Source organism: Nonomuraea sp. NPDC050227 (genome assembly GCF_044459705.1).
In the GTDB taxonomy this organism is placed as follows: Bacteria; Actinomycetota; Actinomycetes; order Streptosporangiales; family Streptosporangiaceae; genus Nonomuraea.
On sequence record NZ_JBITJF010000003.1, the window covers coordinates 766,842 to 790,192 of the forward strand.

Annotated in this window: 21 protein-coding genes; 4 read left to right on the forward strand and 17 right to left on the reverse strand. The window is 72.9% G+C overall.

The window, feature by feature from the left end; translation table 11 throughout:
• Nucleotides 1-36 precede the first annotated feature (36 nt).
• A complete protein-coding gene (locus ACIBK9_RS15835) occupies nucleotides 37-2,106 on the reverse strand; it encodes an FUSC family protein (protein WP_397158682.1) in 2,070 nt (689 codons plus the stop codon).
• Between the two features lie 237 nt (nucleotides 2,107-2,343).
• Between ACIBK9_RS15835 and ACIBK9_RS15840 the strand changes: the two genes are divergently transcribed.
• On the forward strand, nucleotides 2,344-2,742 hold the full coding sequence (locus tag ACIBK9_RS15840) for a DUF3592 domain-containing protein (RefSeq protein WP_357977393.1): 399 nt from the start codon (nucleotides 2,344-2,346) through the stop codon (nucleotides 2,740-2,742).
• Nucleotides 2,743-2,921: 179 nt separating this feature from the next.
• Here ACIBK9_RS15840 and ACIBK9_RS15845 read toward each other — a convergent pair whose 3' ends face one another.
• Nucleotides 2,922-5,012, reverse strand: a complete 2,091-nt coding sequence (locus tag ACIBK9_RS15845; protein ID WP_397158684.1) for an alpha-galactosidase — start codon at nucleotides 5,010-5,012, stop codon at nucleotides 2,922-2,924.
• Between the two features lie 270 nt (nucleotides 5,013-5,282).
• Between ACIBK9_RS15845 and ACIBK9_RS15850 the strand changes: the two genes are divergently transcribed.
• A complete protein-coding gene (locus tag ACIBK9_RS15850; RefSeq protein WP_352324744.1) occupies nucleotides 5,283-5,615 on the forward strand; it encodes an STAS domain-containing protein in 333 nt (110 codons plus the stop codon).
• A 36-nt stretch (nucleotides 5,616-5,651) separates the two neighbouring features.
• Nucleotides 5,652-7,067, forward strand: a complete 1,416-nt coding sequence (locus tag ACIBK9_RS15855) for an RNB domain-containing ribonuclease (protein WP_358299252.1) — start codon at nucleotides 5,652-5,654, stop codon at nucleotides 7,065-7,067.
• 118 nt (nucleotides 7,068-7,185) lie between these two features.
• On the opposite strand, the gene ACIBK9_RS15860 is transcribed toward ACIBK9_RS15855, so the two are convergent.
• The 10 genes from ACIBK9_RS15860 to ACIBK9_RS15905 all read right to left on the reverse strand — a co-directional run bounded on the left by ACIBK9_RS15860 (nucleotide 7,186) and on the right by ACIBK9_RS15905 (nucleotide 17,660).
• The gene (locus ACIBK9_RS15860) at nucleotides 7,186-7,356 is read right to left on the reverse strand and encodes a hypothetical protein (RefSeq protein WP_352331507.1); all 171 of its coding nucleotides are present in this window, start codon (nucleotides 7,354-7,356) and stop codon (nucleotides 7,186-7,188) included.
• 242 nt (nucleotides 7,357-7,598) lie between these two features.
• Entirely contained in the window at nucleotides 7,599-8,177 is a 579-nt protein-coding gene (locus ACIBK9_RS15865) for a TetR/AcrR family transcriptional regulator (protein WP_397158687.1), read from the reverse strand.
• 128 nt (nucleotides 8,178-8,305) lie between these two features.
• Nucleotides 8,306-9,955 (reverse strand): ABC transporter ATP-binding protein, encoded by a 1,650-nt coding sequence (locus tag ACIBK9_RS15870; protein ID WP_397158689.1) that lies wholly within the window; start codon nucleotides 9,953-9,955, stop codon nucleotides 8,306-8,308.
• A gap of 574 nt (nucleotides 9,956-10,529) precedes the next feature.
• Nucleotides 10,530-13,256, reverse strand: a complete 2,727-nt coding sequence (locus ACIBK9_RS15875; protein ID WP_358299052.1) for a DEAD/DEAH box helicase — start codon at nucleotides 13,254-13,256, stop codon at nucleotides 10,530-10,532.
• A gap of 79 nt (nucleotides 13,257-13,335) precedes the next feature.
• Nucleotides 13,336-14,220 (reverse strand): YegS/Rv2252/BmrU family lipid kinase, encoded by an 885-nt coding sequence (locus ACIBK9_RS15880; RefSeq protein WP_352364096.1) that lies wholly within the window; start codon nucleotides 14,218-14,220, stop codon nucleotides 13,336-13,338.
• 16 nt (nucleotides 14,221-14,236) lie between these two features.
• Nucleotides 14,237-15,118, reverse strand: coding sequence for a twin-arginine translocase subunit TatC (gene tatC / locus ACIBK9_RS15885; RefSeq protein WP_364341932.1), 882 nt, complete (start codon nucleotides 15,116-15,118; stop codon nucleotides 14,237-14,239).
• Between the two features lie 35 nt (nucleotides 15,119-15,153).
• Nucleotides 15,154-15,504, reverse strand: a complete 351-nt coding sequence (tatA, locus tag ACIBK9_RS15890; protein WP_358299048.1) for a Sec-independent protein translocase subunit TatA — start codon at nucleotides 15,502-15,504, stop codon at nucleotides 15,154-15,156.
• Between the two features lie 13 nt (nucleotides 15,505-15,517).
• Nucleotides 15,518-15,736: a hypothetical protein gene (locus ACIBK9_RS15895; RefSeq protein WP_397158692.1), complete on the reverse strand. Its 219-nt coding sequence runs from the start codon at nucleotides 15,734-15,736 to the stop codon at nucleotides 15,518-15,520.
• Nucleotides 15,733-16,701, reverse strand: coding sequence for a helix-turn-helix transcriptional regulator (locus ACIBK9_RS15900; protein ID WP_397158694.1), 969 nt, complete (start codon nucleotides 16,699-16,701; stop codon nucleotides 15,733-15,735). Before ACIBK9_RS15900 ends, ACIBK9_RS15895 begins: the two co-directional genes overlap by 4 nt.
• Nucleotides 16,698-17,660 (reverse strand): WYL domain-containing protein, encoded by a 963-nt coding sequence (locus tag ACIBK9_RS15905; RefSeq protein ID WP_358299042.1) that lies wholly within the window; start codon nucleotides 17,658-17,660, stop codon nucleotides 16,698-16,700. The genes ACIBK9_RS15900 and ACIBK9_RS15905 overlap by 4 nt, the downstream gene beginning before the upstream one ends.
• A 38-nt stretch (nucleotides 17,661-17,698) precedes the next feature.
• On the opposite strand from ACIBK9_RS15905, the gene ACIBK9_RS15910 reads away from it, so the two are divergent.
• Nucleotides 17,699-18,766, forward strand: coding sequence for a DUF3866 family protein (locus tag ACIBK9_RS15910; RefSeq protein WP_387680262.1), 1,068 nt, complete (start codon nucleotides 17,699-17,701; stop codon nucleotides 18,764-18,766).
• On the opposite strand, the gene ACIBK9_RS15915 is transcribed toward ACIBK9_RS15910, so the two are convergent.
• The 5 genes from ACIBK9_RS15915 to pafA all read right to left on the reverse strand — a co-directional run bounded on the left by ACIBK9_RS15915 (nucleotide 18,712) and on the right by pafA (nucleotide 23,299).
• Entirely contained in the window at nucleotides 18,712-19,191 is a 480-nt protein-coding gene (locus ACIBK9_RS15915) for a DUF3291 domain-containing protein (protein WP_357977352.1), read from the reverse strand. The genes ACIBK9_RS15910 and ACIBK9_RS15915 overlap by 55 nt on opposite strands.
• Nucleotides 19,192-19,224: 33 nt before the next feature.
• Entirely contained in the window at nucleotides 19,225-19,872 is a 648-nt protein-coding gene (locus ACIBK9_RS15920; protein WP_397158697.1) for a helix-turn-helix transcriptional regulator, read from the reverse strand.
• Nucleotides 19,873-19,891: 19 nt separating this feature from the next.
• Complete coding sequence (locus ACIBK9_RS15925; protein ID WP_397158699.1) at nucleotides 19,892-20,818, reverse strand: FKBP-type peptidyl-prolyl cis-trans isomerase; 927 nt, start codon at nucleotides 20,816-20,818, stop codon at nucleotides 19,892-19,894.
• 94 nt (nucleotides 20,819-20,912) lie between these two features.
• Complete coding sequence (locus tag ACIBK9_RS15930; protein WP_397158701.1) at nucleotides 20,913-21,821, reverse strand: FKBP-type peptidyl-prolyl cis-trans isomerase; 909 nt, start codon at nucleotides 21,819-21,821, stop codon at nucleotides 20,913-20,915.
• Between the two features lie 119 nt (nucleotides 21,822-21,940).
• Complete coding sequence (gene pafA, locus ACIBK9_RS15935) at nucleotides 21,941-23,299, reverse strand: Pup--protein ligase (protein ID WP_125642647.1); 1,359 nt, start codon at nucleotides 23,297-23,299, stop codon at nucleotides 21,941-21,943.
• Between the last annotated feature and the right edge of the window lie 52 nt (nucleotides 23,300-23,351).

Here is a 23,351-nt window from a genome sequence, read left to right on the forward strand (position 1 = left end):
GCGCCGACGGCGCCGCTCCGGCCCCGGGTGGAACGATCAGGCGTACAGGGTGGCGAGTCTGCGGTGACCGGCGCGCTCGGCGGCGGCGATGCGCTCATGGGGCAGCGCCCCGGTCCACCACTCGCCCGAAGCCACGTCGGCCGCTTCGCGGACCTCCACCAGCGCCGCGCGGAGCCGGTCGCGGTCCCCCGGTTCCGGCGTCCCTGCCAGCATCCGCTCCAGACGTACGAGCCCCGCCCGTACGCGCCGGGCCGCCCGCCGGTCCGGCACCAGCACGCAGGCCAGCAGCCCCGCCACCGCGCCGAGACACGTGTCCAGCCAGCGATCGGCCACGAGCTCGGCCACCGGCCGCGTCCCGGCGAACTCCCCCATGAGGATGGCCATCGGCGTGACGAAGACGCTTCCCAGCCAGTAGTTGCGCGTGATGGCCGCCTCCGTCGCGAACTGCAACGCCAGCACGGCCACGACGAGCGCCACCGCGCCGAGCCGGGTCACGGGGGCGACCAGGGTGAACAGCCCGACGCCCAGCAGGTTGCCGACGACACGCTGGATCGCGCGGCTCCAGGAGAGGGTGGTGTTGGCCGCGAACACGGCCGCCGCCGTCACCACCGCCCAGTACGGCCTGCCCACCCCCAACGCCATCGACCCCCACCCGGCCGCAGCGGCCCCGGCGAACACCATCCCGACAACCCGCCACCGCCTCACCACCTCGCCCACCACCCGCACAACGCCACCCCCTGGCCCACCCCGCACTCCCTCGCCCGATCCACGCACCCCACCGCCCGCCGCCCCACGCCGCACCCCGGCGGCCGCTGCCGCACGTCCCCCGGTCATCGCGGACTCGTCCCGTCCAACCGCGACGCCTTCGAGTTCGGCCCGCTCATCCGCAGGGAGCGCGACCTCGCGCGGGGACGGCAGCGGGCGTCCCTTGCGCAGGTCGCGGGCCCAGTCAGCGAGCTCTCCGGGGGTGGCCCGCCGCACCGCACCTGAAGCAGCCGGAGCCCCAGGAATCACCCGAACCCCCGAAACAGCGGGCACACCAGGAGGGCCAGGAGGGCCAGAAACACCGGGAAGGCTTGAAACACCCGAAAGGCCCCGAAGGCCCGGTGTCCTCGCAGCGCCCGGACCGGTCTCACCGACAATCCCAGCGGCGGCCGACTCGGCGCGGACCAGCAGCCGGGCCAGCGCGTCACGGCGCCGAGCAGGGACGCCGGAGCGCAACAGCGTCTGCCAGGCGGCGTTGACCGCCGCCGCAGCGGCATGGCGCGCCTGGTGGACCGCGGCGGCCTCGCGCCCTTCAGGGACGTCGCGGGCCTCCGAGAGATCGCGGGTCTCGGAGAGATCGCGCCCCTCGAAGAGGCCGCGGATGCCGGAGAGAGCACGCCCATCGAAGAGGCCACGGGCGCCGGGGAGGCTGCGGGTGCTGAGGAGGCTGCGTCCTTCCAGGAGAACGCGAGTCTCGGCGAGAGTGCACGTCTCGGGGAGGGCGCGGGGCTCGGGGGTCGTACGCAGGAGGTGGGCGGTGGATTCGAGGGCGCGGGCGACGGCGATGCGTTCGGGGCCGTCGGGGCGGAGGAGGACGGGGGCCATGCCGACCGTCCAGGCCAGGAGCCCGCCGAGCAGCCCGAGGCCGACGTGGGCCGGCACGTCGCCCAGTTCCTGCGGGACGAACACCGCGCCGGCGGCGACGAACGTGAGCACGACGTTCCCCGGCGGCCCGATCCGGGTGGCGTCGCAGACCGCCTTGTGCAACCCGGCCAGCAGGGCGGCCACCGCCACCCGGACGGCGACCGAGCCGGTGAGGGCCGAGGCGACCAGCGCGACCGCCGTGCCGGACGTCATCCCCAGCACCACCCAGGCCAGCGCCCTGGCACGGGCCGCGTACGGCAGGCCGTGACCGTACAGGGCGCACATCGAGCCGGCGGCGGCGTAGGGCACGAGGTCGAGCCGCCCGGCCCACAGGAGGGCGAGCAGCGGGACGGCGAGGGCGACGACGGCGCTGAGGGCGGGTTTGTGCCAGATGTCACCGACGGGCCCCAGCCGCAGCGCCGCACGCACGGGCAGCCGCGCCCGCCACCCCGCCGACGCCCCCACCGCAGACCGCAAGGAGGGCCCCAGCGAAGGCGAGGCAGGGGTCAGCAGGAATCGGGCACGGGATCGGAGGGCTCTGGTCATCCCCAAAAGATTACCAGGTGTTTTACCTGTGAAATAAACCAGGTCGACGACGGGATCTTGCAACCGGCGATCAAGCGGCGGTCAAGCCGTCCCGGCTAGAAAGTCCTTCGAGATCAGACGGAACGAGCCGCCCGGACGCCGGGCGGAGGACAGAACTGGGGAAGCACAGTGACCACGGGAATCTTGCTGGCTGTGGCGATCACCGCCGGGACGACGCTGATCACGGCCGCGGTCGGCGTGCCGTTCCTGATCATGGCGAGGAACGGCCAGCGGCTCCTGGCGACCGGGATTCCCGCGCAGGCCGTGGTGGAGTCGATGGCCGACACCCACATGTCCGTCAACGACCAGCCCGTCGTCAGCTTCGGGCTGGTGGTGCAGCCGCACGAGGGCCCCGCCTACCGGGTCGCCCACCGCCAGACGCTGCCGCGCATCCCCATGGGCCTGGTGGTCCCGGGCGCGGTGCTGCCCGTGAAGGTGGACCCGGCCCGGCCGGACCGGGTGCGCATCGACTGGGCAGCCTGGCGCCCCTCCCCCGCCGACGCCCCCTGGCGCCCGGCCACCCACTGACCGCCCCGCAGACCGCACCGCTGACCGCGCCACCGGCCGCGCCACCGGCCGCGCCATCGACTGCCCCGCTGAGCACACCACCGAACCCCCACGGGACCCGGCCCCCGGCCTGAGCACCGCGCGACCGGGAGTGGTCCTCATGCAACGGCAGCGGGCGGTCGGGCCCCGCGATCGAGCGGCTAGCTCTGCCGGCCCCCTGCCACCCGTTCGACCTCGAAGACCAGCGCCGAGGCCGGACGCAGCGCGGGCCCCGGCAGCCCCAGCTCGGCCAGCGCCGCCCCCGGCAGCCGGGCCGGCGCGAACACCCACTGCGGCAGCCCCGCGCCCTCCGGCAGCGGCCCCGCGGCGCGCACCTCGTACAGCGCGGCCGGGTCGAGCCCCGGCAGCCGCAACGGTTCGGGGCTGACGGTGACGCGGCTGGTGAGCTGGACGCAGGCGAACACGGCCTTTTCCGGCAGCACGACCCCGTGCACCAGCGTCGAGGGGTCGGGATGGTCGGCCCGCACGACCCGCCCGGCGTGCAGCACCGGCCGCAGCCGCTTGTGCAGCGCGATCCAGACGCCCAGCTCCTCCAGTTCCTGCGGACTCGCCGAGGTCAGGTCCCACTCCACGCCCATGTGGCCGAACATCGCGGTCGCCGCCCGGAAGGCGAGCGGCAGCGCGCGGCCGGTGATGTGATCGTGAGGCGCGCCGACGTGGCAGCCCATGCGGTCCGGCGGCACCAGCAGCCCGGTCCAGCGCTGGATGGCCTGCCGGTCGAGGGCGTCGTTGCTGTCGGAGGCCCACACGCGGTCGGTGCGGGCCAGGACGCCGTAGTCGATGCGCGCGCCGCCCGACGAGCACGACTCGATCTCCAGCCCGGGATGGCGGCGGCGCAGCTCGTCGATCAGCCGGTAGACCGCGGCCGTCTGCGCGTGCACGCCGGGCGTCCCGTCGTGGACGGGCTCGGCCAGGTCGCGGTTGTGGTCCCACTTGATGTAGTCCAGCGCGTACTCGCGGGTCAGCGTGTCCAGGCGGTCGAGGAGGTAGTCGTAGACCTCGGGCCGGGCCAGGTCGAGCACCTGCTGGTTGCGCCAGAGCGCGGGCGGACGGGCGGCGCGGGCGAGGATCCAGTCGGGGTGGGCGCGGGCCAGGTCGGAGTCGGGGTTGACCATCTCGGGCTCGAACCACAGGCCGAACTGCAGGCCCAGCTCGCGTACGTGCTCGGCCAGCGGGTGCAGGCCGCCGGGCCACACGTCCTCGTCGACGTACCAGTCGCCGAGCCCGGCGCGGTCGTGGCGGCGGTGGCGGAACCAGCCGTCGTCGAGCACGAACCGTTCGACGCCGGCGGCGGCCGCCTTGTCGGCCAGCTCGCGCAGCCGGTCGAGGCCGTGGTCGAAGTAGGTGGCCTCCCAGTTGTTCAGGGTGACCGGGCGGACCGGGAGCGGACGGGCGGCGCGCAGGTGGTCGTGCAGGCGACCGGCGGCCTCGTCCAGGCCGCTGCCGGACCAGGTGAAGTAGACCCACGGGGTGGTGTAGGCGCCGTCCTGGGCGAGGGTGATCTCGCCGGGTTCGAGCAGTTCGCCGGCGGCCAGCACGGCCTGCCCCTCGACGAGCCGTTCGGCGTAGTGGACGTGGCCGCCGCTCCAGCCGGCGTGCACGGCCCACACCTCGCCGGAGCGGAACCCGAAGCCGGGCGTGCCCGCGACGAGCAGACCGGTCGCGTCATGTCCGGTTCGGCCGCGACGGCTCTCCCGCGACCACACCCCCTGCCCGAACTCCCTGCGCTGCGGCACCTTCTCCAGCGCCCACCGTCCGGTGAAGTCCAGCAGTTCCCCGGCCCTGGCGGGCAGCGGCAGCGCGCACGTCAATCCCTGCAGCCGGTACGGCGAGGCGGCGGTGTTGGTCACCGTGTGCCGCATCATGACGACGCCGGAGGCGTCCATCACCAGCTCGCTGAGCAGCCGCAACCCCGCCTCGGCGTCCACGGCGGCGACGGTGACGCGGCCGCCCGCGCCCGGCTCGGCCGCCGTCTCGACGCTCTCGGCGCTCCAGCGCACCGGCCAGTGCTCACCGGCCCGGTCACCGGACAGACCCGGCCGGCCGAACCAGGACTCGTCCTGGCCGGGCAGCAGCGCCAGAGCGGGGGCCAGCGACAGCAGGGCGGGCGCCAGGTCGGCTCCGGCGACCGCCCCGAGGTCGGCGCCGTAGTGCCGCACCCGCGGCAGCCCGGGGCCGGAGTCGTCGAGCACCAGGGCCGAGCCGGCGGCGGAAAGGATGACGGGGGGCACGTCACGCTCCTCTATGTCAGTAGATCAGGTGGAACGAGACGTTACCGGGCAGTACACCCCCGCCCGCAACGCCCGTGGCGCCGGTCGCCGCGGGCTCTCCGCACGGAGGGGGCCTGCTCCGCGAGCCCGGACAGGAGGGCATGTACACTCCTCTTCGGAAACAGACCGTAGCGCTGCGTGACGATCATCGCATCCGGCGCCTTCGGCCAGGGGCGGGTCCCCGTAGTCAGCACCACCTTCCTCCGCCCGGACCAACAGCGGGGAGCCGACATGGATTCTCTTCACCTGACCACCAGCCGCCACGACACGACCGTGACCGTCTCCCTGAGCGGCGAGCTCGACATCGCCACCACCGAGGCCGTCCGCGGCCACCTGCTCGGCGTGCTGGAGGAGGCCGGGCGGGCGCGGCGGCCGGACATGTCGGTGGTGATCGAGGTGGGCGGCCTGTCCTTCATCGACGCGGCCGGGCTCGGCATCCTGGTCTCCCTGCACAACCAGGCCGCCCGCGGGCACACCAGCCTGCGGCTGGCCAACGTCCCGCCCAACATGAAGCGCCTGCTGCGCATCACCGGTCTCGACGCCCACCTGACGCCCCAGTCGTGACGGTACGCCCGCCTTGAGTAGGTTGTGGGCGTGTCGATGATTCAGGTTCCTGGCCCGATCCCCGCCAGGCTGGAGGACGGGTTCGACCGCGTGCTGCGCGAGCAGCGGCTGCCCGCCGGGTTCCCCCAGGACGTGCTCGACGAGGCCGACTGGGTGGCGCAGGTGCCCAGGCTTGACGCCAAAGACCTGACCGACGTGCCGTTCGTGACCATCGACCCGCCGGGCTCGATGGACCTCGACCAGGCCCTGCACCTGGAACGGCTGCGCGACGGCTACCGCGTCTGGTACGCCATCGCCGACGTCGGGGCCTTCGTCCGGCCGGGCGGCCCGATCGACGTCGAGGCCCGGACCAGGGGTGAGACGGTGTACCTGCCGGTGGGCAGGGTGCCGCTGCATCCCAAGGTGCTGTCGGAGGGCGCGGCGAGCCTGCTGCCGGGCGCGATCCGTCCGGCCGCGGTCTGGCGCGTCGACCTCGACGCCGAGGGCCGGATAGTCGGCGCGGACGTGCAGCGTGCCCGGGTGCGCAGCCGCGAACGGCTCGACTACGCCTACGTGCAGGCGGCCGTGGACACCGGCACCGCCGACGGCACCCTGAGCCTGCTGGCCGAGATCGGCGCGCTGCGGCTGGGGCTGGAGCGGGCGCGCGGCGGCGTCACCCTGCCCACGCCCGAGCAGGAGGTCGTCCGGGACGCCGACGGCGGCTACCGGCTGGAGTTCCGCGTGCCGCTGCCCGCCGAGGCGTGGAACGCCCAGATCTCGCTGCTGACCGGCATGGCGGCCGCCTCGATGATGCTGGACGCCGAGGTCGGCATCCTGCGCGTGCTGCCCGCGGCGCAGCCGGACGACCTGGCCAAGGTGCGCAGGGTCGCGCAGGCGCTCGGCGTGCCGTGGCCCGAGGGCGCCGGTTACGGGGAGGTCGTGCACGACCTCGACCCGAAGAACCCGCAGCAGGCGGCGTTCCTGCAGGAGTCGAAGGTGCTGCTGCGCGGCGCCGGGTACGCGGCCTTCGACGGCGCGCCGCCCAAGCTGGCCGAGCACGCGGCGGTGGCGGCGCCGTACGCGCACGTCACGGCTCCGCTGCGGCGTCTGGTGGACCGGTACGCGACCGAGGTGTGCCTGGCGGTCGCGGCGGGCGAGCCGGTGCCCGCCGAGGTACGGGCCGCGCTGCCGCTGCTGCCCGACATCATGTCGGCGACCGGCCGCCGCGCCGGGGCGGTCGACCGGGCCTGCGTGGACCTGGTGGAGGCGTTCCTGCTGCGGGAGCGGATCGGCCAGTCGTTCGAGGCGATGGTGATCGACGTGGACGAGCGCCGCGGCGGCGGCCAGGTGCAGCTCGTCGAGCCGGCCGTGATCGCCCGCTGCGACGGCGTCCTGCCGCTGGGCGAGCGGGTCACCGTCCGCCTGACGCAGGCCGACCCGGCCACCCGCGAGGTCCGCTTCACCCTGGCCTGAAACCCACCGCGGGGCCGGTGCCCGCAGGCACGGCGAGGGCCGCGCCGCCGGGCGCCCACGGGCACGGCGAGGGCCGCGCGCTCGACGACCTCACGCGCGGCCCCCGGTGGACCTGCCCTCACCGCTTGAGCGGCGACCATCCCGCGCCGACCCCCAGCAGGTGGAGGGCGACGCACAGCAGCCCGGCCGTGGTGAGCGTGCCCGCGGTGAGCACGTTGCCGACGGCGGTGCCGGCGATGTCGAAGATCAGGGCGAGCAGGAAGAACAGGGCGGCGATGAGAGCGAACACGGGTTACCTCCCGAGCTGACCGGACCCCGGCCTCATGGGCCTGAAGGGGGATCCCTTTCCTACGTCTTGGGGATGTCCGCCGGATTCGGCGGAGAAACTGCCCCGAGGGTGACGATCTGTAGCCATATGACGACACCCCCTTGACCGGCCGGTCAGTCGGCTCCGGCCGCTGTGATGTGCGGCTGGACGGGCGGCCGGTCAGCCGGCTGTGCTCTGTGATGTGCGGCGGGACGGGCGGCCGGTCAGTCGGCTGTGGCGCGCATGCCGTCGCACATCACGGCCGCCATCCGCCCGGCCGCGCCCCTGCCCCGCGCGTGGCGTTCGGCCGCCAGGGCCCCGCGCAGCAGGTCGCGGACGTCGTCGGCGGACAGGTCGCGGCGCACGGCCCCGGCGCGCTGCGCGCGGGCCAGCAGCCGCCCGACCGCGTCGGCCAGGTCGGCCTCCAGCGCCGAGCCGGGCCGCGGCGCCGGCCCCGCGCCGCCGTCCAGCAGGTCGCACAGCGCCTGGTGGGCCGCGGCCTGCTCGGCGACCCGGCAGAACCAGCCGAAGAAGGCCCGCCCGGCGTCCTCGGCGGTGGCCAGCGCGCGGGCGTCGGCCACGAAACGTTCGGCCCGGCCGAGCAGCACGGCCGCCAGCAGCGCCTCCTCGGTGGGGAAATGCCGGTGAACGGTGCCGACCCCGAACCCGGCGCGGCGGGCGATCTCGTCGAGGGAGATGGTCAGCCCGTCGGCGGCCAGCGCCTCCTGCGCGATCTGCAGCACCCGCTCGCGGTTGCGGCGGGCGTCGGCGCGTAACGGCCGGGCGGAGCTGTGGTCGCCCATGGGGAACCTGCCTTCGGCAAGCGGAGGGAGGGCTCCGATTCTACCGGGCGGTAGCCCGGCGTGGCGCGGCCGCCCGCCCTGGCCGGAGCCAGGAGGGGCGGCCGCGTGGGACCTGTCGCACCCGCCGCTCAGGGCGGCGTCGTCAGCCGCGGCCTGAGGCCGAACGAGCCGACGCGCTTGAGCCGGATGCGCTCCTCGCGGGGCACCGGCTCCAGCTCCACGGCTCGCGCGCCCTCGGGCACGTGACGCAGGTCGTGGGTGATGAGGATGGTCGTGCGCCCGGCCATCAGCCGCCGCAGCGGCTTCATGACCTGGGCGACGGTGGCGTCGTCCAGCCCGGTCATCGGCTCGTCGAGCACCAGGACGGGCGCGTCGCGCAGGATGGCCCTGGCGATCCCGATCCGCTGCCGCTGGCCGCCGGACAGCAGCCGGCCCCGCTGCCCGACCGGGGTGTCGTACCCCTGGGGCAGCAGCTTGACGAAGTCGTGCACGCCCGCGGCCTCGGCCGCCCTGATCACCTCGTCGAGCGAGGCGCCCGGCCGGCCGTAGGCGATGTTGTCGCGTACGGACCCCGAGAACAGCAGCGTCTCCTGGTGCAGGATCGCCACGTTGGCACGCAGCGACTCCCGCGTCAGGCCCCTGATGTCGCGGCCGTCGAGCAGGATGCGCCCGCTTTCCGGGTCGTAGAACCGCAGCAGCAGCTTGGCCAGCGTCGACTTGCCGCTCCCGCTGGGCCCGGTGCAGACGATGAGCTCGCCGGGCCCGGCGGTGAACGACACATCGCGCACGGCGGGACGGGTGCGTCCCGGATAGGTGAAGCCGACGCCGTCGAACTCCACCCGTCCCTCGGCCCGGCCGGGCAGCGCCACCGCCCCCTCGGGGTCGGTGACGAGGGGCCGGACGTGCAGGACCTCGATCACCCGGTCGGATCCCGCCGCCGCCTCCGACACCGTCAGCGCGAGCTCCCCCAGGCTCTGCACGGCCGGGTAGAGCATCGCCAGGTAGGCGGCGAAGGCGAGCAGGCCGCCCAGGGTGAGCCGTCCGGAGACGATCTCCCAGGCGCCGAACCCGATGATGACGATCAGGCAGACCGTCTCGATGACCTGGACGACGGGCTGGTAGAGCCCCGACAGCCAGGCCTGGGACAGGTTGGCGCGCAGCCAGCGGCGGCCCTCGCCGTGCAGGCGCCCGGACTCGGCCCCCTGCCGGTTGTAGGCCTGGACGAGCGCCTGGTTGGCCAGGCCCTCCTCCAGCACGCTGTTCATGGCGCCGTTGCTGAGCCGCTCGCGCGCCGCCGCCGTCCTGAACCTGGCCGCGAACAGCTTCGAGACGACCAGGAACGCCGGGATCAGCGCCATCGTGACGAGGGCGAGGTCCCAGCGGATGAGGAAGGCGGCGCCGGCGAAGAACACCACGCTGGCCGCGGTGGTGAACAGTTTGACCAGGCCGGAGCCGACCAGTTCCTCGATGGCCTGGATGTCGTCGGTCAGCCGGGCCATGAGGTCACCGAGCCGCCGGTTCTCCGAGAAGTCCGGCGACAGGGTCTGGATGTGCGCGAACACGCGGTCGCGCAGGGCGAGCAGGAAACGTTCCGCGCCGTAGGCCGTGGCGTACGTCCCGACGAAGGACGTCAGCCCGGCGAAGGCGGCGAGCCCGAGCCAGGTGAAGGCGGGCGCCCAGAAGGCGTCCAGATCGCGGGTGGCGAGCACGTCGTCCGTGATGTGCCCGAACAGACGGATCGCGGCGACCTCGCAAAGTGCTGCAAGGACGGCGAACACCACGCCACACGCGAAGAACCGGCGCAGACCTTTGGTGTCCGGCCAGAACTCCCGAAAGGTTCGACGGATGGAAACTGCAGGAGCGAGTTCACGGCCGGAGAGCGTAAGGGAGAGCCGGCGGCTGGGCCGCCGGCTCTCACGGGGTTGCTCTACCACCCCCAGCCCCACCACCTGCGGTAGCAGCAGCGACGGCGGTACCACCGGCGACGGCGGCAGCGCCAGGACTCCTGGAAGCCGGGCTGGGTCAGCTGGTTGTTAGCCATGTTTTCCTCCCCCGTATGGCTGTTCCATTCGACAAATGGGACGATACCCACGAATTCGCCGCAAATCACCAGAAGTTCGGACTTAAAGGGAGAATTGACCGGTGAATCCCGGCCACAAAGGCACTGCTGCCGGCCACTTAAATGAGCCGTAAATCGCGAAATCCGCTGATAGCGGTCACGGAACGCCCAAAGATGCTACTCAGAACTGGTTCTCACCTAATCGGAAAACCCGAAGGGCGGGCGGATCCGGCCGGATCCGCCCGCCCTTCGCGGACATTCCCGCGGCTCAGATGAGCCCTCAAGGTGAGTCCTCAGGTGAGCGACGAGTACGCAACGACGCCGCGCCGCATGGCGTCCATCGCCTTGCCCGCGGTCTGCTTGATCTTGCTGCCCTCGGGGGCCGCGTTGCCGAGCTGGCCGAGCAGGTCCATCAGCTGCTTGATCCATCGCACGAAGTCGCCGGCCGCCAGCTCGTTGCCGGCCACGCCCTCCAGCAGCACCGCGTCGAGGCTGTGGCCCTTGGCCCACCGGAACGCCGCCCACGCGAACCCCAGATCGGGCTCACGGATGGTGGAAAGCCCGTGGTCGGACTCGATGCCCTCCAGCTCGCCCCACAGCCGGATCATCGACGACAGCGCGTCCTCGGCCCGCCCGGCCGGGATCTTGGGACGGCGCGCGTCGTCGGACTGCCGCGACTCGAACACCAGCGCCGACACGCACGCCGCCAGCTCGGCCGGTTCGAGCTCCTCCCACAGGCCGCCGCGCAGGCACTCGGCGGTCAGCAGGTCGAGCTCGGTGTAGAGGCGGCCCAGGCGGCGGCCCTCGTCGGTGACGGCCTCGCCGTCGAGATAGCCCAGCTGCTCCAGCACCGAGCAGATGCGGTCGAAGGTGCGGGAGATGACGTGGGAGCGGCCCTCCACGCGGCGGCGCAGCCCCTCGGTCTCGCGCTGCAGCTTGTAGTAGCGCTCGGCCCAGCGGGCGTGGTCCTCCCGCTCGTCGCAGCCGTGGCAGGGGTGCTGGCGGATGCTCCGGCGCAGCTCGTTGACCTCGTCGTCGTCGACCGAGTGGTCGCGCGCCCTGGCCGGCTTGCCGAGGTCGCGGTCGCCGATCTTGGCCAGCAGGGTGGAGACGAGGTTGGCGCGCTCCTTCGGCGAGCGGCCGTTGAAGTTCTTCGGGATGCGCAGCTTCTCCAGCGGCTCGACCGGCACCGGGAAGTCGGCCGGGTCGAGCTTCTTGACCTGCTTGCCGATGGTCAGCACCAGCGGGCTCGGGCCGTGGCCGCGCGGGTTGCGCCCGGGGTCGAGCACGATGGCCAGGCCCGCCCGGCGCCCGCCCGGCACCCGGATCACGTCGCCCGGCTGCAGCGCCTCCAGCGAGCGCACGGCGGCCGCGCGCCGGGCCGCGCCGCGCTGCTTGGACAGCTCGGCCTCACGGTCCGACAGACGCCGGCGCAGCGCGGCGTACTCGGGGAAGTCGCCCAGGTGGCACGTCATGGCCTCCTGGTAGCCCTCCAGGGCCTCCTCGTGCTTGCGCAGCTGCTTGGCCAGGCCCACGACCGCCCGGTCGGCCTGGAACTGCGCGAAGGACTCCTCCAGCAGCGTGCGGGCGCGCTCGCGGCCGAACTGGCCCACCAGGTTGACGGCCATGTTGTAGGACGGCTGGAAGCTGGAGCGCAGCGGGTAGGTGCGGGTGCCGGCCAGCCCGGCCACCGACAGCGGGTCCATGCCCGGCTGCCACAGCACCACCGCGTGCCCCTCGACGTCGATGCCGCGCCGCCCGGCCCGCCCGGTGAGCTGGGTGTACTCGCCCGGGGTGAGGTCGGCGTGGGTCTCGCCGTTCCACTTGTCGAGCTTCTCGATCACCACGCTGCGCGCGGGCATGTTGATGCCGAGCGCCAGCGTCTCGGTGGCGAAGACGGCCTTGACCAGCCCCCGGGTGAACAGCTCCTCGACGACCTCCTTGAAGGCCGGCAGCATGCCCGCGTGGTGGGCGGCCAGGCCGCGCTCCAGGCAGTCGCGCCACTCCAGGTAGCCCAGCACGGCCAGGTCTTCGTCGGGCAGGTGGGCGGTGCGCTCGTCGACGAGCTGCCTGATCTCGTGGCGCTCGCGGTCGGTGGTCAGCCGGATGCCGGCGTAGAGGCACTGCTGCACGGCCGCCTGGCAGCCGGCCCGCGAGAAGATGAACGTGATCGCCGGGAGCAGCCCCTCGGAGTCGAGCTTCTCGATCACCTGGACGCGGTCGGGTGGGCGCGAGCGGTGGACCTTGCCGTAGCCGCCGCGCCCGCGCCGCCCGGCCATCAGCCGCTCGGCGTCGCGCGTCACCCGCATCAGCGCGGGGTTGATGCGCGGCGTCAGGTCGTCGGTCATGAACATGTCGTAGACGCGGTTGCCGACCATCATGTGCTGCCACAGCGGCACCGGCCGGTGCTCGTCGACGATGACCGTGGTGTCGCCGCGCACCTCGCCCAGCCACTCGCCGAACTCCTCGGCGTTGCTGACCGTGGCCGACAGCGCCACCAGGCGCACCGACTCCGGCAGGTGGATGATGACCTCTTCCCACACCGCGCCGCGGAAGCGGTCGGCGAGGTAGTGGACCTCGTCCATGACGGCGAAGCCCAGCCCGGCCAGGGTGGCCGAGCCGGCGTAGAGCATGTTGCGCAGCACCTCGGTGGTCATGACCACGATGGGGGCCTCGCCGTTGACGCTGTTGTCGCCCGTCAGCAGGCCGACCTTGGCCGTGCCGTAGCGCTTGACCAGGTCGTTGTACTTCTGGTTGGACAGCGCCTTGATGGGGGTGGTGTAGAAGCACTTGCGGCCCTGCTCCAAGGCCAGGTGGACGGCGAACTCGCCGACGACCGTCTTGCCCGACCCGGTGGGCGCGGCCACCAGGACGCCGTCGCCCGCCTCCAGGGCCCGGCAGGCGTCGAGCTGGAAGTCGTCGAGCTCGAAGTCGTAGAGACCGCGGAACGATCTCAGCGCCCCTCCGTCGTCTCCGTGCTTCTGACGGAAGGCCGCGTAGCGTTCCGCTGGCGTTGTCATACCCGTCAGCCTACCGAAATCGCCATTCCGGTCCGTCCCGGCGGACTCGGCCCGCGGCGAACAGCCTTCACGTCGTGGATCAGGTGATCACGCGGAGCGCGCCGGGCTGGATCTCGCAGCTGACCGGCACCGGCCCCACGCGCTCGCCGTCGGCGTAGGCCACCACGTCGGCCGCCTCCAGCGTGACCCGGCGGGCCCGCCGCACCGACACCGCCGGGTGCCCCACGTGGGTGCCCCGGTAGACGCCGGGGAAGACGCGCAGGAACTCGCCCTTGGACACCGCGCCGACCATCATCACGTCGAGCAGGCCGTCGTCGGGCGAGGCGTCGGGGCACACGCGCATGCCGGCCCCGTAGGAGCGGGTGTTGGCCACGGCGACCATCATGGCCTCCTGCTCGACCACCTCCCCGTCGTCGAGGGTGACCCGGAACGGGATGGGCCGGAAGGCGCGCAGCTCCTCGGCCACCGCCACCAGGTAGCGGCCCTTGCCGGGCGGCCAGGTGCGGCGGTTGGCGCGTTCGTTGACGCGTGAGTCGAAGCCGCAGCAGAGCACCCCGGCGAACAGCTCCTCCGACTCCCCGGCCCGTACGCGGGCCGCGTCGACCGGCCGGGCCCGCATCCGCAGCACGGTCCTGGCCGCGGCCAGCGGGTCGCGCGCCAGCCCCAGGGCGGCGGCGAAGTCGTTGCCGGTGCCGGCCGGGATGATGCCGAGCGGCACGTCGGTGCCCGCCACGGCCTGGACGGCGAGGTGGACCAGCCCGTCGCCGCCGAAGGCGACCAGCGCGTCGGGGCGCTCGGCGACGGCGGTGCAGGCACGTTCGAGGGCGTCGGCGGCGTCGGCGCCGACGATCACCGACAGCTCGGCGCCGCCGGCCCGCAACCGGCGGGCGACGGGTTCGAGCAGTCGCAGGGTGCGCCCGCCGCGTGCGGCGGGGTTGACGAGCAGGGCGATTTGGGGGGCCACGCCCGGAACCTATCGCCTATCGGGCGCCGTCGGAATCCTCGGCGTCGGACGCGGCGTCGGACGGGGCGTCCGCCAGCGGCGAGGCCTCGTCGTCGGACAGGTGCGAGAAGTCCTCGCCCGCGGGCCTGCGGCGTTCCCGCACGTACATGAAGAGCTCGGCGAGGAAGTACAGGATGATCATCGGCGCGGCCAGCGCCATCATGGTGAGCGGGTCGCCACCGGGGGTGATGACCGCCCCGAACACGAACATCGCGAAGATCACCGTACGCCGGTGCTTCTTCACGGTCGCGTGGGACAGGACGCCGATGACGTTGAGGAAGACCAGCAGCAGCGGCAGCTCGAACGACACGCCGAAGATCATCAACATGATCAGGACGTAGTCGAGGTACTCGTCGATCGAGATCGTCGCGACGGTGTCCTCGAGCGAGAAGCTCAGCAGGATGCCGAGGCTGGTGTCCATGATGACGTAGGCCAGGCCCGCGCCGAACACGAACAGCGGGACGGCCAGGCCGAGGAACGCGATCGAGTAGCGCTTCTCGTTGCGGTAGAGGGCCGGGGTGACGAAGGCCCAGATCTGGTAGAGCCAGACCGGTGAGGCCACCACGACGCCCACCATCGCCGAGACCTTCAGGGTGATGAAGAAGGACTGGAAGATGCCGTTGTAGACCAGGCTGCAGTGACCGTTGAGCTGGCGCGACTGCACCGTCTCGCAGTAGGGCGCGCGCAGCGCCTCCCACACCGGGTCGAACAGCATCCAGCCGACGACGATGCCCACGACCACCGCGAGAACCGAGATGAGCAGCCTGTTGCGCAGTTCGCGCAGGTGCTCCATGAGCGGCATCCGGCCCTCGGGGTCGGGGGCCGATCCGGAATCTCTCGACCGTTTGAGCAGCGCCATTCGCACGTCCAGGGGTGAAGGAGGAGGAAGGGGGGTCAGCCTTGCTTGTCGGCCTGGGCGGCGCTGGCGCGCAGGCGGGCGGCCTGCTCCTCGAGCTGGCGGGCCTGCTCCTCGGCCGAGAGCGCCGGGGCGGCGGCGGGGGCCGGGGCGGGAGCGGGGGTGATCGGCTGCGGTGCGGCCTGCTGGGCCGGAGCCGGGGCCGGCTGCGCCTGGACCGTGGTGTGGGGCGTGTCGTCGTCGTCATCGCGGAGCTTGGCGGTCTCCGACTTGAAGATGCGCAGCGACCTGCCGACGCCCCTGGCCACGTCGGGCAGCTTCTTGGCACCGAACAGCAGGACGAGCACGCCTGCGATGATCAGGAGCTCGGGAACTCCAAGGTTCGACATGAAACGTCCTTTATCAGCGAGTGCCGGTCTTCAGCCCCGATGGTACGCCCCCAGGGGCCGTGGTCTCATCCTTCCGGGGCGTCAATCTGACCTGCCCCCGGTCCAGACGCGCCTTCGCCGCGGCGACCTCCCTCTTCAGGGAACGTGCCGCGGCGGCGGCCCTGGCGCCCGCGACGCCGAGCACGGCCAGCCCGGCCAGGACCAGCCCGGCGGCCAAGAAGATCCACGTCATGGGTGCTGAGCGTACAGGGCCAGGGCCCGCTCGGCCTCCCCGCGCACGGTCTCGGCCATCGCGGGCGGGAAGACGACCCGGCCGGTGTCGCCGAGCCGCAGCGCCAGCTTGACGATCCAGTCCTCGTCACGCGCCCGCAACGAGATCTTCAGCCGTCCTTCACCGAGCTCGGTGACCTCCTCGCACGGGTAGTACTCGGCCACCCACCGCCCGGCGGCGCTGACCTCCAGCTCGACCAGCTCGTCGGTCGGCGAGGGACGGAAGACGCCGCGGGTGACGTCGATGGGCTCGGCCTCGGCCGGCGGGTCGGCCGGCACGTCGAGCACGTCGACGCCGAGCACCCGGTCGAGCCGGAACAGCCGCATCGCCTCGGCCCGGTAGCACCAGCCCTCCAGGTAGGTGCGGCCGTCGGCGACCACGACCCGGGTCGGGTCGACCTCGCGCGGGGTGACCTCGTCGCGCCCGGGCACGTAGTAGCGCAGCGACAGCCGGCGCCGGGCGGTGAGCCCCTCGCGCACCCGGCCGAGCGCGTCGGGGGCGGCCTCGACGTCGAAGGCGACCTGGCTGCTGACGGTGGCCGCGCCCTCGCCCGCGGCGCGCTCCAGCTTGGCCACCACGCGCGGCAGCGCGTCGCCGGCGGCCACGTCGGCCAGCTCGGGCGTGGCGGCCAGCATGCGCAGCGCGACCAGCAGCGCGCTGGCCTCGTCGATGCCGAGCCGCAGCGGCCGGGCGATGGTGTCGGCGTTGTCGATGATGATCTCGCCGCCGTCCCAGGAGACGTCGATGAGGTCGCCGGGGGTGTGGCCGGGCAGGCCGCACATCCACACCAGTTGCAGGTCGTCGATGAGCTGCTTCTCGCTCAGCCCGAAGACCTCGGCGACCTCGCCGACCTGGGCCCCCGGGTGGGACATCAGGTACGGCACCAGCGCCAGCAGCCTGGGCAGCCGGTCAGCCGAACCGCTCATGCCAGGGCTCCCTTCAGTCGGCGGATGACGGCCTCGCGGGCGTCGGGCGGCCCGACCACCTCGACGTCGGCGCCGAGGCTGGCCATCCAGCCCGCGAGGCGTTCGGGGTCGGCGAAGGCCAGCTCGGCCTCGTCCCAGCCGTCCTCGCGCGGGTGCACGGCCCTGGCGAGCTGGCGCAGGCCCTCGCAGGTTCCCCGGCGCACCCGGATGACGGCGACGCGCTCGTCCACGGGTTCCTCGGGGAAGCCGACCATGGCCCGCAGGTCGACCCCGTGGGGCACCTCGACCACGCCGGGGCGGCCGAGGGCGGTGACCGGCCCGGCGATGCGGCTGAGCCGGAAGGCGCGCGGCGCGGCGCGGTCGCGGTCGAAACCGGCCAGGTACCAGCGCCCGCGCCGGCTGACCACGCCCCACGGCTCGACGGTGCGGGCGCGCACGGTCTCGCTGCCGGAGGCGCGGTAGTCGAAGCGCACCACGCGGCGGTCGCGCACGGCGTCCCACAGGGCGGGGAAGGCTGGGTCGCGGGTGTCGACGCGCAGTTCCAGGGCGCCGCCGCCGATCGGGCCGCCGACCGGCTCGTCGGTGGCCACGCCGGCGGCGCGCAGCTTCAGCAGCGCCCCCGAGGCGGCCTCGGCCAGGCTGGCCCGCTGCCACACCTGCGCCGCCAGGCCCAGCACGGCGGCCTCGTCGGCCTCCAGGGTGATCTCCGGCAGCTCGTAGGACTGCGGGTCGATGCGGTAGCCCGGCTCGTCCTCCCACGGGTCGCGCACGACGTCGATGGGGATGCCGATCTCGCGCAGCTCGTTCTTGTCGCGTTCGAACATGCGCTGGAACGCCTCGTCGCCGTCGCGGTCGTAGCCGGGAACCGCCTGGCGGATCTGCTCGGCCGACAGCGGGCGACGGGTGGCGAGCAGGCAGATCACCAGATTCAGCAACCGCTCGGTCTTACGGCGCGACATCTGCCTCACTCCTCCTTCATCGACGCTACCCTGCCCCCGTGATCAGATGGCGCAAGGGCGAGGTTGTCCGGATCCGACGCGAGTGGCCGGGAGCGGTGGAGCTGGACGTCGCCGTTCCCGAAGGTGAGTGCCGGGCACTGGCCTACCCCCCGTTGGTGGGCCGCCCGGAACCCGGTGACGAGGTGCTGCTCAACACGACCGCACTCGCGATGGGTCTCGGTACGGGAGGTTACGCCATGGTGGTGGCCGTCCCGAACCGTTTGCCGCAAGATCCGGTGGGTCCGGGGCACCTGGTGAAGGCCCGCTACACGCCGCTGCAGGCCACGGTGCTGGGCGCCGACGAGCAGGACTCGCCGTTCCACGACGTCCTGAGCGAGGCCGACGACCTGGCCGGGATGCCGGTGATCGTGGCCGATCTGCACTCCGCGCTGGCCCCGATCCTGTCCGGCCTGTACGACGGCGCCCCCGGCCCGCGGGTGGCGTACGTGATGCAGGACGGCGGCGCGCTGCCCGCCTGGTTCTCGATGTCGGCGGCCCGGCTGCGCGAGACCGGCTGGCTGGCCGGGGTGGTGACGACGGGCCAGGCGTTCGGCGGCGACGTCGAGACGGTCACCGTCCACACCGGGCTGCTGGCGGCCAGGCACGTGCTGCGGGCCGACGTGGCGATCGTCACGCAGGGCCCGGGCAACCTGGGGACGGGCACCCGCTGGGGCTTCTCGGGCGTGGCGGCGGGCGAGGCGGTCAACGCCGCCGGGGTGCTGGGCGGCCGTCCGGTGGCGGCGCTGCGGGTCAGCGAGGGCGACGCGCGCGAGCGGCACGTCGGCGTCTCCCACCACTCGCTGACCGCCTACGGCCGGGTCGCGCTCTCGCCGGCCGACGTGGCGGTGCCGCAGCTGCCCGGCGCGTTCGGCGAGCGGGTGCGCGAGCAGGCCGGGCCGCTGGCGGCCCGGCACCGGCTGGTGCCGGTGCCGGTGGACGGCCTGCACGAGGCGCTGCGCGCCGCGCCCGTGAAGCTGTCCACCATGGGCAGGGGCCTGGAGGAGGACCTGCCCTACTTCCTGACCTCGGCGGCGGCGGGCAGGCTGGCGGCCTCGCTGCTGTCGTAGGAGTCCTTGTACGTGAACGCCTCGGGGCTCGGCCCCTCGGTCCTGAGGCGTTCCAGCCGCCGCATGCCCTCGGCCAGCGACGGGATGTGCCCCTCGGGCACCCACCACATCACCATGTACGGCTCGGCCACGCGCAGGAACCACTCCCTGCGCCGGCGCAGCACGCCCAGATGGACGCTGCGGTAGGTGAAGTCCCACAGGGTCTCCAGCGACTCCCACACCGAGAAGTTGATCAGCAGGTGGTCGCCGAAGTCGTGCACGACGGTGGCGGTGGGGTCGCTCTCGCTCTCCTTCATCCGCCACACGAAGCCGGGGGCCTCGTCGGCGACGGCGTTGACGGGTTCGAGCAGGGCGACGAACTCGGCGAGTTCGGGGGCGTCGATGGGCGCGCGCAGGTGCGCGACGTTGAGCTGGGCCAGATGCATGGGGCTCAGCACATCACTCTCGCGGCCTCTATGTCAATCTTCATTTGTTTTAGAAAGCGAGACGCAGCACTCCCCCGGCCGCGGATCCAGCCGCGCCCTGCCCGGGTCCTCGCCCATGCCCTCCAGCAGCCCCTGGCACAGCGCCAGGTTCATCGAGCACACCAGCAGCGGCTGCTCCTGCGACAGCAGATGGAAGGGGCAGTTGCGCAGCCGCAGCGCGCCGCCCTCGTCGTAGGGCTCGTAGCCGCGCTCGCGCAGCACCCGGCCGACGGGCTCGCCGCCGCGCCCCCTGCCGATGCGCGCGCCCGCCCGGCGGGCCGCCTGCTCGGCCTGCTCCTCGGCGCCGAGCAGCTCCACCACGTCGGCCAGCACCGCGGCGGGCGTCGCGTAGTCGCGCGGGGGCAGGCTGACCGTGCGCTCGCCCTTGGCCCTGCGGTAGACCTTGGCCGGGCGGCCGCTGCCGGGGCCCTTCCTGTCCTGGGGGCGAAAGCCGCTCTCCAGCAGCCCTGCCTCGACGAGCTTGTCGAGGTGGTGGCCGGCCAGCGTCCTGGACACGCCGGCCGCCTCGGCGGCCTCGCCCCTGCCGACGTCGCCGCCGCCGGCCGTCACGGCCTCGTACAGGCTGCGGCGCACGGGGTCGTGCAGCAGGCCGAGCGCCTGCAGGTCGTCGTCAGTGCTCACAGCCGGAGTCTACGGAGCCTCAGTAGGCGGCCAGGACGTCCACGACGAACACGAGGGTGTCGGAGCCCTTGATCCCGTACGCGGGATGGCCCGGCGCGCCGTAGCCGTAGGCGGGCGGGACGACCATCAGCACCCGGCTGCCGACCGGCACGCCGACCAGCGCCTTGTCCCACGCCTTGATCACGGTGCCGTCGCCGATCCGGAACGCCTTCGGCAGGCCGGTCGACCAGGTGGCGTCGAAGACCGCGCGCCGGGCCCAGATCGCGCCCTCGTACTGGGTGACCAGGAGCTGCCCGGCCCGCGCCGGGCCGCCGCTCCCCCGCCGCAGCACCTTGGCGGCGAAGGCGCGCGGCGGCGCGGCGGCCGGGATCGACACCTTCGGCCGCTCACCGCCGGTCACCCGGACGCCGGCCAGCGACCCGCCGGCCGCCTCGACCGAGGCGCCCTTGCGGTGGGCGCCCAGGATGTCCACGACGTAGACCAGGTCGTCGGCCGGGCCGACGCCGCGCGGCGGGGTGGCGCCGAAGCCCTGGTCGGGCGGGACTGCCGCGAGCACCCTGCTGCCCACCGTACGGCCGCGCAGCGCCCTGCCGAGCCCCGGCAGCAGCGAGCCCACCGGGAAGGCCGCCGGGGCGCCCCGGTTGAAGCTGGAGTCGACCAGGCGGTTGTCACGGCCGTCCCAGACGTGCGCGGTGTACTGGACGACCGCGACGTCGTCGTCGCCCAGCCGGTCGCCGCCGCCCGTGGTCAGCTCGTCGACCTGGAGATCGGCGGCGGGCCGGCCGGCGGGGAAGACGATCGTGGGCCGGGCGCCGAACGCGCCGCCCACCTTCAGGTCGAGCTTCTCCGCCGCCTTGGGCGCGGGCGCGCCGGCCGTCGGGCCCGTGCAGGCGGCGGCCAGCAGCAGCAGCGACGCCAGCGACGGCACGATCGTACGGCGGCGCATCTGCCCTCCCACGACAAAGTGGCCCGGCGGCGAGACGCCACCGGGCCACGAGATGCTACCGCGTCGTCGGACGGCCCGTCAGGAGATCACCCGGTCAGGAGGCCGCCAGCACGTCGACCACGAACACCAGCGTGCTCTTGGCGGGGATCTTGTCCTGGGCCTGGTCGCCGTAGCCGAGGTCCGGCGGGATGCTCATCACGACCCGGCTGCCGACCGGCACCCCGGCCAGGCCCTTCTGCCAGCCCTGGATCACGTTCGCGAGCGGGAACTCGGCCGGCTCGCCGCGCTCCCAGCTGGAGTCGAACTGGCTGTCGGTGCCCCAGATCTTGCCCGTGTAGTGGACGGTCAGCGTCTGGGTGGGCTGCACCTTGGCGCCGGTGCCCTCGATGATGGTCTTGACCACCAGCTCCTTGGACGGCTTCTCGCCGGTCTTGGTGGTCAGCGTCGGAGCCTTCTCCCCACCCGGGTTGTCCACCTTGACGCCCTTGAGGGTCTGGCCGGTCTCCTTGCCCGTGGCCGCCTTCAGCGCCGGGGGCCGGGCGCCGACCACGTCGAGCACGAACACCTTCGTCGGCTCGGCGCCGGCCGTGGCCTGCCCCGCCGGGGCCGAGTCGTTGGCCAGCACGGCCAGCAGCCGGCCGCCGTGCTTGACCTTCGTGAAGCCGTCGCGCAGCACCTGCGGCAGCTGCTCGTTGACCGGGACGGTCTCGGGCTGCTTGGTGTCGTAGGAGGAGCCCTGGATCGCGTTGCCCTTGCCGTCCCAGTTGTAGACGGTCAGGTTGACGATCAGCTTGTCGCCGGTCTTGACCTCCGGGCCGGTGCCCGGCTGGATCACCTTGTAGGAGGACTTCGTCGCCGGCGAGCCGGCGGGGAAGGTCACCGTGGGCTTGACGCCCACGTTCCCGGTGACGGTGAGCCCGGCCGCGTCGGTGCCGGTGGTGGCGCCTCCGTTCGCCCCGGCGTCGGTGTCGCCGCACGCGGCGGCGACGAAGATCAAAGGCACGGCTGCCAGTACGGCCAGAGCGCGGCGCATGGACTTCCCTCGGAAAAGACGTCAGATTCGCGTCACCCTACCCGACATCGAGGTAGGGCCGAGGTAAACACCACGCCCCGGCCGTTGCCTCACATGCCGGCGATGAGCTTGTCGACGCGCTCGTCCACGCTGCGGAAGGGGTCCTTGCACAGCACCGTGCGCTGGGCCTGGTCGTTCAGCTTCAGGTGAACCCAGTCGACGGTGAAGTCGCGCCGCTTCTCCTGCGCCTTGCGGATGAACTCGCCGCGCAGGCGCGCCCTGGTGGTCTGCGGCGGCACCGACTTGGCCTCGAAGATCTTCAGGTCGGAGGCCACCCGCTCGACCGAGCCGCGCTTCTGCAGCAGGTAGAACAGGCCGCGCTTGCGGTGGACGTCGTGGTAGGCCAGGTCGAGCTGGGCCACCCTGGGCGAGGACAGCGGCAGGTCGTACTTCTTGCGGTAGCGCTCGATCAGCTGGTATTTGGTCACCCAGTCGATCTCGCGCGAGACCAGGTCGAGGTCGCCGGTCTCGACCGCGCGCAGCGTGCGCTCCCACAGCTCCAGCACCCGGCGGGTGATGGCGTCGCCGCCGCGCCGGTCGACGAAGTCCTGGGCCTTGGACAGGTACTCCTGCTGGATCTCCAGGCTGGAGGCCTCCCGGCCGTTGGCCAGGCGCACCCGGCGGCGGCCGGTCATGTCGTGGGAGACCTCGCGGATGGCTCTGATCGGGTTCTCCAGGGACAGGTCGCGCATCACCGTGCCGGCCTCGATCATGCGCAGCACCAGGTCGGTCGCGCCGACCTTGAGCAGCATCGTGGTCTCGCTCATGTTCGAGTCGCCGACGATCACGTGCAGGCGGCGGAAGCGCTCGGCGTCGGCGTGCGGCTCGTCGCGGGTGTTGATGATCGGCCGGGACCGGGTGGTGGCGCTGGAGACGCCCTCCCAGATGTGCTCGGCCCGCTGCGAGACGCAGTAGACGGCGCCGCGCGGCGTCTGGAGCACCTTGCCCGCCCCGCACACGATCTGCCGGGTCACCAGGAACGGGATCAGCACGTCGGCCAGACGGCCGAACTCGCCGTGCCGGCCCACCAGGTAGTTCTCGTGGCAGCCGTAGGAGTTGCCGGCCGAGTCGGTGTTGTTCTTGAACAGGTAGATGTCACCCGCGATGCCCTCTTCGCGCAGGCGTTTCTCGGCGTCGACGAGAAGGCCCTCAAGGATGCGCTCGCCCGCCTTGTCGTGGGTGACGAGTTCGATGACGTTGTCACACTCGGGTGTTGCGTACTCAGGATGGCTGCCCACGTCGAGGTAGAGACGTGCGCCGTTGCGGAGGAAGACGTTGCTCGATCGGCCCCAGGACACGACCCGCCGGAACAGGTAGCGCGCGACCTCGTCGGGGGACAGCCTGCGCTGTCCCCTGAACGTGCAGGTCACGCCGTACTCGTTCTCCAGCCCGAAGATGCGACGATCCATCACCTCACACTATGCCCACGGATCGGCGATCGGGAGAGATCTTCACAGGTGT

What these genes read in the sequence shown, in the direction of transcription:
- ACIBK9_RS15855 (WP_358299252.1), top strand. Translation starts at nt 5,652, where the DNA reads ATGATTCAGGTTCCTGGCCCGATCCCCGCCAGGCTGGAGGACGGGTTC.
- pafA (WP_125642647.1), bottom strand. Translation starts at nt 23,299, where the DNA reads ATGGATCGTCGCATCTTCGGGCTGGAGAACGAGTACGGCGTGACCTGC.
- tatA (WP_358299048.1), bottom strand. Translation starts at nt 15,504, where the DNA reads ATGTCGAACCTTGGAGTTCCCGAGCTCCTGATCATCGCAGGCGTGCTC.
- ACIBK9_RS15925 (WP_397158699.1), bottom strand. Translation starts at nt 20,818, where the DNA reads ATGCGCCGCCGTACGATCGTGCCGTCGCTGGCGTCGCTGCTGCTGCTG.
- tatC (WP_364341932.1), bottom strand. Translation starts at nt 15,118, where the DNA reads ATGGCGCTGCTCAAACGGTCGAGAGATTCCGGATCGGCCCCCGACCCC.
- ACIBK9_RS15865 (WP_397158687.1), bottom strand. Translation starts at nt 8,177, where the DNA reads ATGGGCGACCACAGCTCCGCCCGGCCGTTACGCGCCGACGCCCGCCGC.
- ACIBK9_RS15850 (WP_352324744.1), top strand. Translation starts at nt 5,283, where the DNA reads ATGGATTCTCTTCACCTGACCACCAGCCGCCACGACACGACCGTGACC.
- ACIBK9_RS15915 (WP_357977352.1), bottom strand. Translation starts at nt 19,191, where the DNA reads ATGCATCTGGCCCAGCTCAACGTCGCGCACCTGCGCGCGCCCATCGAC.
- ACIBK9_RS15895 (WP_397158692.1), bottom strand. Translation starts at nt 15,736, where the DNA reads ATGACGTGGATCTTCTTGGCCGCCGGGCTGGTCCTGGCCGGGCTGGCC.
- ACIBK9_RS15875 (WP_358299052.1), bottom strand. Translation starts at nt 13,256, where the DNA reads ATGACAACGCCAGCGGAACGCTACGCGGCCTTCCGTCAGAAGCACGGA.
- ACIBK9_RS15900 (WP_397158694.1), bottom strand. Translation starts at nt 16,701, where the DNA reads ATGAGCGGTTCGGCTGACCGGCTGCCCAGGCTGCTGGCGCTGGTGCCG.
- ACIBK9_RS15905 (WP_358299042.1), bottom strand. Translation starts at nt 17,660, where the DNA reads ATGTCGCGCCGTAAGACCGAGCGGTTGCTGAATCTGGTGATCTGCCTG.